Source organism: Psychrobium sp. 1_MG-2023 (assembly GCF_030689115.1).
Classification (GTDB): domain Bacteria; phylum Pseudomonadota; class Gammaproteobacteria; order Enterobacterales; family Psychrobiaceae; genus Psychrobium.
Map to the genome: position 1 here is coordinate 144,514 of NZ_JAUYVJ010000002.1, position 14,375 is coordinate 158,888.

Consider the following 14,375-nt stretch of genomic DNA (forward strand, 5'->3'; position numbering starts at 1 on the left):
AAAGCCAATAGCACTAACAAGTCTCTTATAACCTTTATAATAAAACGACTATCAAGCTTTATCAATTGACAAAAACGCAAATAACCGCTGCTGATGATACAGGCAACGGTTATTAATACGGCTTAATTTTCAAAAGCCTTCTAGCTAAGGTGTTCGGGAGCTAGAAGGTCAAGGCTACAAACTTAAGCCGAAGTTAACGCTACCTTAACCTAACAAGCTTAGTGCTGCTTGTGGTAGTTGATTCGCTTGCGCTAAAATCGAAGTACCCGCTTGTTGTAAGATTTGATTTTTAGTCATCATCGCTGTTTCACTAGCAAAGTCAGTATCACGAATACGGCTTCTAGAGGCTGATACATTCTCTTCAATGTTTGCTAAGTTAGAGATAGTATGTTCAAAACGGTTTTGAATCGCACCTAAAGTTGAACGTTGTGAGTCAATTTGTGCTAACGCGCCATCGATAACATCAAGTGCATCTTGAGCACCAGTTTGAGTACCTAAATCAACAGCAGATATTTTAGACAATGTAGATACCGCATCCGCACCAGCATCGGCATCAGTTGCAGTTACCACAGCAAATGAATCCACTGAAGTTAACTTGATACTTCCAGCAACTACAGTTGAGTCTGTCGCTGCGACTGTACCAGTTAGAGTAATCGCAGCAGCTTGCTTAGTACCAGCAGCATCAATACCTTTAACTGTCATATCACCAGTAGTAGTGGCTAAGTTCGCGATATCAATATCTTTACCAGACTCATCAGTTAGGATAATTGAGCCACCTTCATTTGATGCACTTACACCAGTATCACCAGATTTTGCATTAATCGCAGCAGTTAGCTCTTCTAAATCTGTGATGTCAGAAGTACTAGCAGAAATTGCTGTACCATTTAGTTCAAATGTTGCTGAACCAGTCGCTGTCATTGTAATTTCAGCTTGACTACGGGCATCAGCAGTAACACCTGTTGTTGCAGATTCAGCATTAATGCTCTTAGCAATTGTTTCAGCTGTATCAGCAGCTGCTGGCGCAGTTGTTAGTGCAGTACCATTGATTGTTAATGCACCACCTGCAACACCATTAGCCGTTGCCGCAGCACTTGCAGCTGACGCACGGCCAAGACCTACTGCAGAACCAGCCGCACCAGCAAGCGTATGTTGCTCTGAACCAATTTTACTTGCAGCTGTACTTTTTAGAGTCACACTAATAGTTTCATTAGCATTTGCACCAATTTGGAAAGACTTAGAACCAAAAGAACCGTCTAATAGTTGCTGACCACCGAAACTAGTAGTATCAGAGATACGAGTTAACTCAGTTTGTAGTGCTGCAACTTCTTTTTGTAGTGCTTCGCGGTCAGCTGAAGAGTTTGAACCATTCGCTGATTGTAAAGAAAGGTCACGCATACGTTGTAAGATATCTGTAGAGGCTTGCATTGCACCCTCAGCAGTTTGCGCCATCGAGATACCATCGTTCGCATTACGTTGTGCTACACCTAGACCGTTGATTTGGGAAGTTAAACGGTTTGAGATTTGCAGACCAGCGGCATCATCTTTTGCGCTATTGATACGCATACCTGATGATAAACGTTGCATTGAAGTAGCCAAATCATTACCAGATTTTGATAAGTTACGTTGACCGTTTAAAGAACTTACGTTAGTTGATACTGTTAAAGCCATGATAATTCTCCGCTTACTTACTATTAATTTTGTTAATTAGTTTAGGAATATGAATCCCTGTTAATTAACTTAACGGCACGGTGTGGAGAAACTTTACACTTTTTTTTATTTTTTTTACTTTTTTAATCCAAAAGAACCAAGAACATCAATAAGAGGCTGTTTTATATTGGATTATTATAAGTAAACACATAAGTAAATGTAACTTTTTATCTATAGAAATGCAAAACCCACCAAAAAAGGTGGGCTTTTATGCAGCTAGCAGAGTTAAATAGTGGGGATTAACCGCCCAATAATTGAACCGCTGCTTGCGGGATTTGGTTCGCTTGCGACAAGATTGAGGTACCCGCTTGTTGCAAGATTTGGTTTTTAGTCATATTTGCCGTTTCAGTGGCAAAGTCAGTATCACGAATACGACTTCTTGCCGCCGAGTTATTTTCAACAACGTTACTTAAGTTGGAAATCGTTGACTCAAGGCGGTTTTGAATCGCACCCATACTTGCTCGGTTACTATCAATAAAGGCTAATGCAGAATCAATGACCTCAATTGATAGTTGCGCTCCTAGTGCATCACTAACATCAATTTGATCAACAGGCTCTAAATTAGCTGATTCCACCCCAGTTGAAGGCATAATGCTAGTCGCACTACCTTGCACTGTGTAGTTAAGTGAAGAAGACAATCGTACCACTCCTGTCGCTACGGCATCTGGGGTTGCAGTGGCTAATGTATAGGTGTCCGTACGAGCTGTTCCTTCGTAATCTAATGCCGTCATTACGGTATTAGCCGTCGAGGTATAGTTCCCAAGGACAATATCGTCCCCCGACTCACTCGTTAAAACAATTTCATTATCTATGGCTTCTGCGGTAATCCCTGTTTTACCAGAAATCTTGTTGACCTCATTAACAAGTGAATCAACATCATCATCTTTTACTGTTGCTGATAGTTGGATCGCGGTGCCATTTGAGCCTTGTAAATCAAATGATACTGATGTCGCCGTCGTAAATGCTGCAAAGTTTAATTTTGTTAAAGTACGTGCATCAGCCTTAGCAGACGAATCACTGCCGTTGATTGCCGCTTCTAACGCTTTTGCATTTGCACCAGTCAGGGCCGCAGTTGGACCTTCAGAGCTAGTAATAGTAACCGTTGCTGCAGCGGTCGTATTAACAGAACCAACAGAGCCAAAGCCTGCTGCACCTGTGGTATTAGCTAAACCCTGAATATCGAGCTCATAACTACCAATATCCGCTGCCGCAAATGAAGAGAGGCCCATTTGAATCGTTTCAAATGATTTAGCACCCACTTGGAAGCTCTCGGTACCGAAACTACCATCGAGTAACTTACGATCACCAAAGGTAGTAGTATCAGCAATACGAGTTAACTCTTGTTGTAACTGTGTGACTTCTTCCTGAATCGCGCGGCGATCTGCTGGTGAATTCGAACCATTGGCCGCTTGAATTGAAAGGTCACGCATACGGTGGAGGATATTGGTTGATTCTTGTAGCGCCCCTTCAGCAGTTTGCGCTAATGAAATACCATCGCCAGCATTACGCACAGCAACATTTAGGCCCGAAATTTGCGAGGTTAATCGATTTGAAATTTGTAAACCAGCGGCATCATCTTTAGCACTATTAATACGTAAACCTGATGATAATCGTTGCATAGAAGTCGCTAACTCGTTACCTGAAGCACCCAGGTTGCGTTGTGCATTTAACGAGGTAACGTTAGTTTGTACTGTAAGAGCCATGATATAGCCTCCACTTTAATGACTAAGGCATCAAAGGGATGCCACAAGTCGGTAAAATTATTAATATTTCTGCTTAGCTAATTAATACAAAGCAACCAGTGTGCCAACTATAAAACTTAATTACATTAATCTTAGTTAATTTAAGCAAAACGTAGATAGCAGCTAGTTTTAAGCGATTTTTTATTTTTAATTAATTAAACATTAATGCCTTAAAACAGCATTTCACTTCGTCAATAAACTGACTTTTGCCGCTAATTGCCGCTCTTTGCCACCGTCAAATTTTGTACAATATGATTTAAGGAGCGGCGGCTTACTTCATTAAAGATAAGATGCATAAATGTAATTGGGTTGGTTGGGACTATGTAAAACAGAGCTCCCGGCTAAGAGACTGCCGGGAAGACGGTTGTTAGTATGCTACCGAGAAGCGTTGTCGATACGCTGCCAAGAAGAATTGTTGGTGCGTTGTCGAGAAGAACAGTGTTGGTCACACTATCGAAAGAAAGACAGTTATAAAAAGGTTACAAGAAGTTCAATAAACTCATACTTTGCACTTGAGAGAATGCAGTTTGTGAGGCTTGCAGTGACAACTTTTGCCGCTCAAACTGTGAGATAGCTTCTACCATATCAAGATCCTCTAATGAAGAACGTGATTTTTCAATCGTCAAATTATAGTCGATATGACGTTCACTTTGACTTTCGGTCAACTGTAACCTCGCGCCGATTTCAGCACGCACATTACTAAACTTTATTTGAATTTCATCCATATCAGCAATGATATGACCATAATCTTGTTGTCGTGCCCCTTCATCAGCGCCGGTACCATTTGACGCCCTAAGCCAGTCAATTGCATCATTCATCACACTAAACACATCAGTTTCTGATTGAGGTGATAAAGTGATAGAATCTCCTTCTTGTGGCGTTTGATTTATCTCTGTTTCAATACCACTAAAACTAATAGAGTCTCCAGCAACATAAACAGCTTGAGTTAATGGCAGTGTTGGATAAACCTGTGTGCCTAACGCATCAGTAACAGTAACGCCCATTTCACCACTTGGCATAGTCGCAAAACTAATCTGGTAATCATCAGGTGTTGCTACAGGTACATAAGAAGCACGGTCAACAATTTCTGAGCGAGTAACAACCGCGCGGTCAATTTCTTCATGCGCAGGGTTTAATGTATAGGCAGGCTTAAAATCGCCTACACTGTTTGCCACCGTCATAAAAACATCTTCACCAGGGTCACTAGTGGCAACTTGCACCCCTAACCCCACATTGGTTAAGCGCTGCCCTTTATCACCAACATAGTTAACACTGCTATCGGATTGTTCAATAAATGGAGGCGTCTCTGTTTGAAATCCCCCAAAAACATAACTGCCTGACTCATCTCGTGTGTTTGCTAATGACAACAATTCATCAAAACGGGCTTCTAACTCATCGGCAAGAGCGTCTCTTGCCGATTGATCATTGGCAACACTATTACCTTGTAACATTAAGTCTTTAACTCGAAACATGACATCTTCTGCTGATTGCATTGCGCTTTCTTGTACTGTGATGCGCGATTCAGCAAAGGTAATATTTGTTTGGTATTGCTCAGTTAAGGCCTGTTCTTGGCGGATATTTAAGATAGAGATAGCAGCAACAGAATCATCACCTGCTGTGATCACGCGTTTGCCTTCAGAAATACTGACAATCGACTGATTAACATCACTTTGACGATTAATAATATTGTCCGTATTACTTTGATAAAATTGATTCGTTGAAATTCGCATTTACCCCTCCTACCTAGCTGACTGAAGCAAGGTTTGAAAAATCTCATTTGCTGTTGAAATGATTCGAGCACTGGCAGAGTAAGCCTGTTGAAAACGCAACAAGTTTGATGCTTCTTCATCGAGGTTAACTCCAGAGGTGTTGGACATTCTCGTTTCTGCCTGTGTGTAAAGTGTTTGAGTTGCGCCAGCCTCAATACGAGAGGTAGCCGTTACAGAGCCCACGCTAGTGACCGCACCTTCAAATAGATCGCTCATTGTTGAACGACCTTGATTCGCCAGTTTTTGTTCGCTTAAGCTTGCCATTGCCAACGCATTTTTATTATTGCCCGTACCGTATGCGTATTCGATACTATAAACTTCTGGGGCATTAATTGTTTGTCCCGAAGGCTGACCAGATAACTTAAAACTCATGCCAGCCGTTGAGAAGTTCAGCGGTCCAGTTGTATAAGTTGCTGATGTACCAAGTGCTGTACCACTACTATCAAAAAGAGGTTGAGCGACTCCTGAGCTATCAAGCACCTGATAATTAAAGGTTCCAACAGGCGCTTCATACACTTCTAACGACAAGGCGCTCCCCGCACTAGGAAAACCAGCTGCGGCAGTATTATCAACACTGGTTATTTCTAATTTCGCTGTATTAACGTTATCTTTTGAAGAATAAACCTCCACCACAGAAGATGTCGCGATTTGCGATGGTTGTGTTAACTCTACATCTAGGTTCGCTCCACCAAGGCGGGTTGGCTGAATTATAAAATCGTCGCCATCAAGGGGCGTCCCACCTGCTTCTTTAAACATAAAACCATCAGGAGTCGTAAACGTTCGGCTACCGACAGCTGCTGGCGCATCAGGGGTTAATGTCTGACTACTACCGTCGGTTAAGTTTGTTAAAGTATAAGTACCGCCCATAAAGCTTAATTTATAATCATCACTAGTAAGCTGGTTAGGGTCTGTAATCTCAACTGCGCCGCTTAAAGTGCCAGTATTATCTTGATCTGCCATAAAGCGTCGTTGAGTGGACTCAAGGGCATTAATGTCCTCAAATAAATTTTGTCCTGGCAACCCATTTAAATCAACGCCTTGAGACTGCACTGTATTAAAAGCATCAGCCACGGTAATTGCGGTTTGGCCTAATTTGTTAATTGTATCGGTTAAAATACCATCCCGATAAGTCACCAAAGAGCCTAGACTGCCACCAACTTGTTCGTTCGAAAGGCGTTGCTCACTGCCTGAAGGGGCAACAATAGCCAGCTCGGTTTGGCGAGGATCCGGGTTACCCATTTTAGCACTGACCGAAAAAAACGTTGTGCCTGTCACGAGTGTTTGTCCACTGGCAATATAAACATTTAAAGCGCCATCTTGAGTGGGTACGGTAGACACGTTGGTATATGAAGAAAGTTCCTTGACTAACGAATCACGCTTATCCAGCAAATCACTTGGCGTTGCCCCATTTGCAGATCCTTTAACGATATCGCGATTAAGACTCGCAAGTTGAGCTGATATTTCACTAATCATTTCAACTGACGTTTCTAGCTCATCATTCACTGCATTGTATTCTGCATCTAATGTACGCTGCACAGACTGCACATTTTGCGAAAAAGTATTAGCCTTAGACAACATAACTTCCCGTAAACCAATATCACCAGGAACATCCACCAGTGAGTTGACCGCTGAGAATAAGTCATTCAATGAATTGGATACGTTAGGTCCAATCAATGACATCGTCTCATCTAGACGTAACATCTTTTCAGCCATGGTTTGTGCATTGCTATTGAGAGTTTGATTAAAGACTAACTCATTGTAGCGAAACTCATCAAAGACACGCTCGACCTGTGCAATGCGTGTACCAGTACCCACAAAGTCATTGCCCGAGGTGACAGGCAAAGTTGTTTCTTGTAATACTCGTTGGCGGGAATAACCATCGGTATTTACATTGGCAATATTATGACCCGTCGTGCCTAATTGCTGCTGAGAAGCAAGCAATCCACTCACACCGAGTTGTAATAAATCAACGCCCATAACTTTATTCCTTACCTCGAGAAAACATCACAACCGATTAACTAAATGACTAGTTCGCTAATTGATTGACCCTGGACAGTACCGACATGATCTTTGATGCGTAATTTGGATCTGTCGCATAACCGGCTTGTTGTAATCCTTGCAAAAAGCTTGCCGGATTTGAAATTTTCTCTAACGCTGGTTGATAACGGGGTGAGTTTTGTAAGAACTGAGTAAAGTCATCAAAGCTTTGCTCTAGGCCATCATAAGCCCTGAACTGGGCCTTTTCACGAACTGCAACACCGTCACGATATTCAAGAGTTGAAACCGTCGCATGCTCACCTTGCCAGCGATTATCCGCTTTGATATTGAATAAATTAAAACTTGATTCTTGTGACGGTTTATTGACTATTTTTTGCCCCCAACCGGTTTCTAATGCCGCTTGAGCAATAAGTACACTTGGTGAACCGCCTAATGCAGCGGCAGCCTTTTTAGCATACGGCATCAACTGATTAACGAAGTCGGCAGGTGAAGTAAATGATGGATTCGCACTTTGCTCGACTTTTTCAGGCTGTGATTTTGCCGCTGGAATAGCACTAGCTAAGTTACCGTAGTCATTACCTGAAAATACACGCTCTATTTTCTTGCGGATATCACTATCAAGGCTCGACGTTTTTAGCGATGTCGCCTCCATCGCAGGCAGACTTTGAGTACGCAATGCCGCAGCTGGCATTACATTAGACGTTTGCGGGCTTAATTGCTGGACGATAAGTTCTGAGAGGCCAAGGCTTCCGTTTTGGCTCAAATCTAGAGCCATTTGATCATCATACATATTTCGATAGGTCTCACTACTCTGGCTATTAAGCGGAGAGTCTGACTCAAACGCTTTATTTGCTTCACGCATACTTTTAAGTAACATCTTCATGAAGATGCCTTCAAATTGCTTAGCCACTTTCTCTAACGCTTTTTTCTCATCTTGTTGAGCTTCTTTACGAAGATTATCTAAAGAGGCGACATCTTGATAATTTGATTGCGCAACACGCGTATTGCTTGGCATCAATTGTTTAGCTAATGAATCCATGTCAATTCCCTCCTTAAATAACGATTAGTTCGCCGTGTAACGAACCTGCTTGTTTTAAGGCTTCTAAAATAGCCATAAGATCAGAAGGTGAAGCTCCCACCAAGTTTACCGCTTGGACGAGTTCGTCCAGAGTCGTACCTGGAATAAACTTAAACATGCGACTGTCATTACGGTTTACGTCAATAATTGTGTCATCTTCAACGGCTGTTTCACCATTCGCCAATGGGTTTGGCTGAATGACTGCTGGGTTTTCAGCAATGGTTACCGTTAATGAGCCGTGAGTAATCGCCGCAGGCTTTAAACGAACCTGTTGACCAATCACAATAGTACCAGTACGTGAGTTAACAATAATTTTTGCCGCAGCTGTTGCTGGCGTTACATCTAAGTTTTCAAGTACAGACAAGAAATAAATACGTTGTGATACGTCTCTTGGCGCTCTGACATTAATTGATGTGGCATCAATCGCTTTTGCAACATCATTGGCACTTGGTTCAACAATATCTGTAGTGCCCGTTACACCGCCGCCAAACTTTTGATTAATCGTACTGGCAAAAGCTTGAGCTGTTGTGAAGTCAGGGTTGTGTAAGTTAAAGGTAATGTAATCACCTTGAGCAAACGAGTTAGGCACCTCACGTTCAACAATCGCGCCATTAGGGATTCGGCCAACTGTTGGGGTATTTTGAATCACTTTAGAGCCGTCATCGCCACTGGCACTAAATCCTGACACCATCAAACTACCTTGAGCAACCGCATACACATTACCGTCGAGACCTTTCAAAAAAGTCCTAAGTAAGGTGCCGCCGCGTAGACTTTTAGCGCTACCAACAGAAGAAACGGTAATGTCAATATTTTGGCCAGGTTTGGCGAATGCATTTAAATCCGCATGAATGGCGACCGCTGCTACGTTTTTAATCTTAGGTTTAACCCCTGCTGGCATAGATATGCCAAAATTCCGTAACATCGTCATGAAGCTTTGGTCAGTAAAAGGGCTTTGCTCGCCAGTACCAGGTAGGCCAACGACTAAGCCATAGCCAACGAGCTGATTTGAACGGACACCTTTAACAGAAGCTAAATCCTTGATTCTTTGTGCTTTAGCCTGTTCAACACACCCAAAAAATAGAGAGCATAACAGTATAAAGTAAGTAATTAGAGTAAGCTTTTTCATTAAAAATCTCCTGACACAAAATTGACGGATTAAAACGGCCACCAATTACTATTAAAGAATCGTGCCAACCATCCAGCTTTTTGTGCATCAGCGAAAGATCCTGTGCCAGAATACTGAATTCTAGCGTTTGCAACGCGTATTGATTCGATTTGATTATCCGCACTAATATCTTGTGGTCGTACGATGCCGTTAAGGCGAATGAACTCATCACCATTGTTAATGGTTATCCATTTCTCACCGCGTACAATTAAATTGCCATTACCTAGCACTTGCACCACACTCACCGAAATAGATCCACTTAAACTATTTGATTGGTCTGCACTACCTGTACCTTTAAACTCACTGTCTTGATCTAAACCAAAATCTAATGTGTTGCCGCCAATGGTGACGTTTTTTCCTAATCCTGTGACAGGCGATAGCGTCACGCTATTTTCTTTTTTAGTATTACTATTCGCATTTTTCTTTGCTGAGGTGCTTTCACTCAAAATAACTTCAATAATATCGCCAACACGACGTGCTTTAACATCGGCATATAAGCTATCTAGCTGATTAACATCAAACAGCGAGCCTGTCTTAACAATTTGTTTTGGAGGTGTAGCTGGATAAATTGGTGCATAATATGGATCATCTGCAATCGGCTTATTATTAGTATTGGCACAACCAACCAATAGGCTAACACCTGCTAACAATAAAAATTTTTTCATTTTTTCACCCTCTACAAAAACCTAGTGCTATACAAATAAGCTCATCAGCTAGCTTTTCATATAAATTCTTAAAGCTGCTGTGTAACAAAGCTCATCATTTGATCAACCGACGAGATAACTTTAGAGTTCATCTCATAAACACGTTGTGACTCTATTAAATTAACAAGTTCCTCTGTCACATTAACGTTAGAGGTCTCAAGTGCTCCTTGACGTACTGACCCTAGGCCATCAAGCCCTGGGGTTCCTTGTATAGGAGCACCACTGACACCGGTTTCAGTGTATAAGTTCTGTCCCATCGGCTCTAATCCTTGTGGATTGATAAAGTTAGAAACAGTTAATTGCCCCACTACAGTATTTTCAGCTTGCCCACGCTGGCGTACAGACACTTCACCTTCAGAAGATACCGATATACTCACCGCATCTTGAGGGATAGTAATTGCAGGCTGGACTAAATAGCCACTGCCTGGGGTCACAATTTGCCCTTCTTCGTTCAACATAAATTGGCCATTACGGGTATAGCCAACATTTCCATCGGGCATTAAAATTTCAAAGAAGCCATCACCCTCAAGCATCAAATCTAGAGGGTTTTCTGTGGTTAGCATATTACCTTGCGAAAACTCTTTTTGAGTTGCCACCACTTTAGTACCAGCACCCAACATTAAACCGGCTGGTAGCTCTGTATTTTGTGATGATTTACCACCAGGCTGATTAATGTTTTGATAGAGCAAGTCTTCAAAGACCGCTCGAGACTTCTTAAAGCCAACGGTACTAGCATTCGCTAAGTTATTTGAAATTGTTGCAATATCTGTTTGTTGAGCATCTAAGCCCGATTTACTTATCCACAATGCTGCATGCATAATTAATCTCCTAAATTATCCTAGACGCAATAAACGATCTTGTGATGTATCAACTTCTTCTGCTGTTTTCATCATCTTAACTTGCATATCAAATTGGCGCTGTAAGCTAATTAAATCCACCATTTCACTGACTGAGTTAACATTACTTCCTTCAAGCATGCCACTAGCAATCGTTACTTCTGCGTCATTCACGAACTCGCCACCATCTTTAAGGCGAAATAAGCCATCATTACCTTTGACCAAGTTTTGCCGTTCTGGGTTAACCAGTTGTAAGCGGCCAACTTCTTCAATTACTGTCGCTGGAGCCCCTTGAGGTCTAACAGTGATTGTTCCGTCACTACCAATATTCAATTCATCAACCGGTATTGGGAGTGCTATCGGCCCTCCATCACCCATAATGAACTGTCCAGCAGCGTTACGTAACATACCGGCATTATCAATTTGTAACGATCCAGCGCGAGACAATGCTTGTGAACCATCCTCAGCTTGCACGACTAACCAACCTTCGCCTTGAACAGCAACGTCTAAGTCTCGAGAAGTAGAAATTAAAGGACCCGAAGTAAAGTCTTGAGCCGGACGCTCTGTCAACGAAAACACTCGTGTCGGCATGCCTTCGCCAAAAGCCTGCATTGAGCGTGCTTGCTCAATATCAGATTTAAAACCTGTGGTTTTGGCATTAGCTAAATTGTTCGCTCGCAATGCAGTAGCATTGAGGTTTTCTTTGGCGCCACTCATGGATATATAAAGTAATTTATCCATATTTCACCCCGTCAATAAATTATCAATTTGCTAGGATTAGCAGTTCATAACAAGATAAATGCAACAGGTATGCCAATAGTATGGGTAAAATTAAGAGTGAAAATAAAGGGAGGAGATATTTAACCATTTCACTTCGTAACACCCAAACAAAGGTGTTACGAAACAAATGGTTGAAGTCATTATCTAATTTGCAAAATAGTTTGAGATAATGTTTGATTCACTTCTAGTGCTCTTGAGTTAGCTTGGAAGTTACGTTGAGCGGTAATTAAGTCTACCAACTCTGTCGTTAAATCGACATTCGCTTGCTCTAATGCAGCCGAGTTAATCGTACCGAAGGTGCCGCTATCGCCTTCACCTGGTAATGGCTCGCCAGAATCTTGACTCGCCTTCCAAGATGTATTACCAATTTGCGTTAAACCTTGTTCATTTCTAAAGCGCGCCATAGCAACTCGCCCCAGTGGCTCAGCACTACCATTACTGTAAGTTGCTTTAACTAAACCATCTGGGCCAATTTCTACCCCGGTTAATCGACCAACCGTTAAACCATTTTGCTCAAGAGAAGTCACTTCAAAGCCAGACGAGAATTGTGTTGGCTCATCAAGTTTGATTGTAACCGCTTGTGTACCATCAGCACCTGTTGGATAAACACCAGCACCTGGTGTGCCTAATGCTTCTAATACAATATCAGGACTAGCTGGCGCTGCAGGTGGCTGATAAATACCACTGGTATCAAAATTAATTAATGCTCCAACGTGGCCGGTACCAGCAGTCGCTGCAGTTGGAGAAGCCGCTGAAGCAACATCAACTTTAATGCCATCAACTGCAGTAAACTGTGCCCATTGATTTGGTGCAGAGACATCCTTTACAAAGTAACTGGTTTGTACATGTGACTCACCTAATGAGTCATAAATTGTAATCGATGTTGAGTGGTTGTAAGTCGTTGGGTCTGTATGGTCGAATAAACTTAAATCTTTCGCTGTAGCGTTTGCAGGTAAGTTCGCTGACATGGTGACTTCACTAGACATTACCGGAACACCCGCTGTTTCAGGGATCTGAATTCCATTAGTCGATGTAAGGTTGATGGCAGCTGAGGTGCCATCAGTATTTACCGGATACGTTTGTAAGTAGTTACCTTTTGAATCGACAATGAAGTTTTCATTGTTTAATTTAAAGGCACCTGCTCGCGTAAACGTTAAATCTTTAGAGTCAAGGCCATCTGACGTTACAAAAAAACCTGGACCAGTAATCGCCAAATCTAACGCATTATTAGTGAAAGACAAGCTACCTTGGTGGAATTGCTGTGCAACTTGCGCTGTTGTTGCACCGTCACCGGCCTTCGTTTTTGAGTTAGTAAATAATGAGGAGGCATAGACATCGGCAAATTCTGCACGAGACTCTTTAAAGCCGATAGTGTTTACGTTAGCAATATTATTGGCCGTCACATCCAAATCTTTCTTTGATGCAGCGATGCCACTTAGTGCGATATTAAAAGACATTTTAAAACCCTCTTTTCAGATTAACCTTCGGCAACTGCTAACACTTCATTCAGTGAAATGTTGCCTAGCCCTCTTAAATTTAATACTACGCCGTTAGCAGAATTCCCTAAGCTAACGCTCGCTACATGACTGTATGTTGAAACAGCTAATTCTTGTTGTTCTCCACCAACACTGCCAGTGGCTTTAATTGAATAATTACCTTCAGGCACAGCTTCTCCCTTTTCGTTAGTGCCATCCCAAGTGAATTCATTATTACCTGCCGGCATATTAGCCAGCTTGATAGTTTTAATTAACTCACCCGTTTCGTTCTCTATACGAACTGACATACCAGGGGTTGCTTCAGGTAAACTAATAACCGCCTCAATACTTTCACCAGGCTTAACATGCCCCACATTCGCAGGAATGAGAACTTTTTGACCGACCAAGCTCGAAGCCTGTAATGCTTGAGAAGATGTCATAACCGAATTTAAATCTTCAAACTGATTGGTCATTTGAGAAATACCTTCCACCGTACTAAAGGAAGCCATTTGTGAAATCATCTGATCATTATCAACAGGTTTTGATGGATCTTGCATTGCTAACTGCTCAGTCAATAAGCGAAGAAAGTCCTCTTGATCTAATGTCTGATTAGAACCATCATCAACTTTCACTGGCTCTTTTTGCCAGCGCATCGAATCTAGATAAGCATTACTAGTATCAATTGTGCTCATTACTAATTCCCCTATTTACCTAATTGCAGTGTTTTCATTAGCATTTGCTTTGCAGCATCAGCGACTTGCACATTAGTTTGATAAGAACGTGAAGCTGACATCATATTGGCCATCTCCTCCATCACATTGACATTCGGCTTATATATATAACCGTTTTCATCTGCCAATGGGTGATTAGGGTTATACTCTTGGCGTAAAGGATCTTGATCTTCAACTATACCTAACACTTTTACTGGCACTGACTCTTCTTGATTAGCGGCAGCTTTTTGTAGCTCAGCGGCAAAAACCGGATGGCGACCACGATAGGTCTCTTCGACGCTGCTACTGACACTATTAGCATTGGCAAGATTAGATGCCGTAACATTTAATCTCAATGACTGAGCACTCATTCCAGAACCGGCGACATCAAAAATATTATATAAACTCATA

The 14,375-nt window shown here is 42.0% G+C and carries 12 protein-coding genes; all 12 read right to left on the bottom strand.

The genetic code is table 11. From position 1 onward, the window contains the following. Positions 1–204: 204 nt before the first annotated feature. Positions 205–1,668 (bottom strand): flagellin, encoded by a 1,464-nt coding sequence (locus Q8W26_RS01720; RefSeq protein WP_101213023.1) that lies wholly within the window; start codon positions 1,666–1,668, stop codon positions 205–207. Between the two features lie 278 nt (positions 1,669–1,946). Then, a complete protein-coding gene (locus tag Q8W26_RS01725) occupies positions 1,947–3,410 on the bottom strand; it encodes a flagellin (protein WP_101213022.1) in 1,464 nt (487 codons plus the stop codon). Between the two features lie 518 nt (positions 3,411–3,928). Next, positions 3,929–5,179, bottom strand: coding sequence for a flagellar hook-associated protein FlgL (flgL, locus tag Q8W26_RS01730; RefSeq protein ID WP_101213021.1), 1,251 nt, complete (start codon positions 5,177–5,179; stop codon positions 3,929–3,931). A 9-nt stretch (positions 5,180–5,188) separates the two neighbouring features. After that, on the bottom strand, positions 5,189–7,195 hold the full coding sequence (flgK, locus tag Q8W26_RS01735; protein WP_101213020.1) for a flagellar hook-associated protein FlgK: 2,007 nt from the start codon (positions 7,193–7,195) through the stop codon (positions 5,189–5,191). 49 nt (positions 7,196–7,244) lie between these two features. Continuing rightward, positions 7,245–8,255: a flagellar assembly peptidoglycan hydrolase FlgJ gene (gene flgJ / locus Q8W26_RS01740; protein WP_305472028.1), complete on the bottom strand. Its 1,011-nt coding sequence runs from the start codon at positions 8,253–8,255 to the stop codon at positions 7,245–7,247. 13 nt (positions 8,256–8,268) lie between these two features. Beyond that, positions 8,269–9,420 (bottom strand): flagellar basal body P-ring protein FlgI, encoded by a 1,152-nt coding sequence (locus tag Q8W26_RS01745; protein WP_101213019.1) that lies wholly within the window; start codon positions 9,418–9,420, stop codon positions 8,269–8,271. 29 nt (positions 9,421–9,449) lie between these two features. After that, the gene (gene flgH, locus Q8W26_RS01750; protein WP_101213018.1) at positions 9,450–10,124 is read right to left on the bottom strand and encodes a flagellar basal body L-ring protein FlgH; all 675 of its coding nucleotides are present in this window, start codon (positions 10,122–10,124) and stop codon (positions 9,450–9,452) included. Positions 10,125–10,192: 68 nt separating this feature from the next. Beyond that, positions 10,193–10,981 carry a flagellar basal-body rod protein FlgG gene (gene flgG / locus Q8W26_RS01755; RefSeq protein WP_101213017.1) on the bottom strand — a complete coding sequence of 263 codons (789 nt, stop codon included), beginning with the start codon at positions 10,979–10,981 and terminating at the stop codon, positions 10,193–10,195. A gap of 15 nt (positions 10,982–10,996) precedes the next feature. Then, positions 10,997–11,740, bottom strand: coding sequence for a flagellar basal body rod protein FlgF (locus Q8W26_RS01760; protein ID WP_101213016.1), 744 nt, complete (start codon positions 11,738–11,740; stop codon positions 10,997–10,999). A 179-nt stretch (positions 11,741–11,919) separates the two neighbouring features. After that, on the bottom strand, positions 11,920–13,236 hold the full coding sequence (flgE, locus tag Q8W26_RS01765) for a flagellar hook protein FlgE (RefSeq protein WP_101213015.1): 1,317 nt from the start codon (positions 13,234–13,236) through the stop codon (positions 11,920–11,922). 20 nt (positions 13,237–13,256) lie between these two features. After that, positions 13,257–13,946 carry a flagellar hook assembly protein FlgD gene (locus Q8W26_RS01770; protein ID WP_101213014.1) on the bottom strand — a complete coding sequence of 230 codons (690 nt, stop codon included), beginning with the start codon at positions 13,944–13,946 and terminating at the stop codon, positions 13,257–13,259. Between the two features lie 11 nt (positions 13,947–13,957). Then, complete coding sequence (gene flgC / locus Q8W26_RS01775; protein WP_101213013.1) at positions 13,958–14,374, bottom strand: flagellar basal body rod protein FlgC; 417 nt, start codon at positions 14,372–14,374, stop codon at positions 13,958–13,960. Position 14,375: the final 1 nt, after the last annotated feature.

Coding starts and splice junctions, on each gene's coding strand:
- flgH (WP_101213018.1), bottom strand. CDS start 10,124: ATGAAAAAATTTTTATTGTTAGCAGGTGTTAGCCTATTGGTTGGTTGT.
- flgK (WP_101213020.1), bottom strand. CDS start 7,195: ATGGGCGTTGATTTATTACAACTCGGTGTGAGTGGATTGCTTGCTTCT.
- Q8W26_RS01725 (WP_101213022.1), bottom strand. CDS start 3,410: ATGGCTCTTACAGTACAAACTAACGTTACCTCGTTAAATGCACAACGC.
- Q8W26_RS01760 (WP_101213016.1), bottom strand. CDS start 11,740: ATGGATAAATTACTTTATATATCCATGAGTGGCGCCAAAGAAAACCTC.
- flgL (WP_101213021.1), bottom strand. CDS start 5,179: ATGCGAATTTCAACGAATCAATTTTATCAAAGTAATACGGACAATATT.
- flgG (WP_101213017.1), bottom strand. CDS start 10,981: ATGCATGCAGCATTGTGGATAAGTAAATCGGGCTTAGATGCTCAACAA.
- flgJ (WP_305472028.1), bottom strand. CDS start 8,255: ATGGATTCATTAGCTAAACAATTGATGCCAAGCAATACGCGTGTTGCG.
- Q8W26_RS01720 (WP_101213023.1), bottom strand. CDS start 1,668: ATGGCTTTAACAGTATCAACTAACGTAAGTTCTTTAAACGGTCAACGT.
- Q8W26_RS01745 (WP_101213019.1), bottom strand. CDS start 9,420: ATGAAAAAGCTTACTCTAATTACTTACTTTATACTGTTATGCTCTCTA.
- flgC (WP_101213013.1), bottom strand. CDS start 14,374: ATGAGTTTATATAATATTTTTGATGTCGCCGGTTCTGGAATGAGTGCT.
- Q8W26_RS01770 (WP_101213014.1), bottom strand. CDS start 13,946: ATGAGCACAATTGATACTAGTAATGCTTATCTAGATTCGATGCGCTGG.
- flgE (WP_101213015.1), bottom strand. CDS start 13,236: ATGTCTTTTAATATCGCACTAAGTGGCATCGCTGCATCAAAGAAAGAT.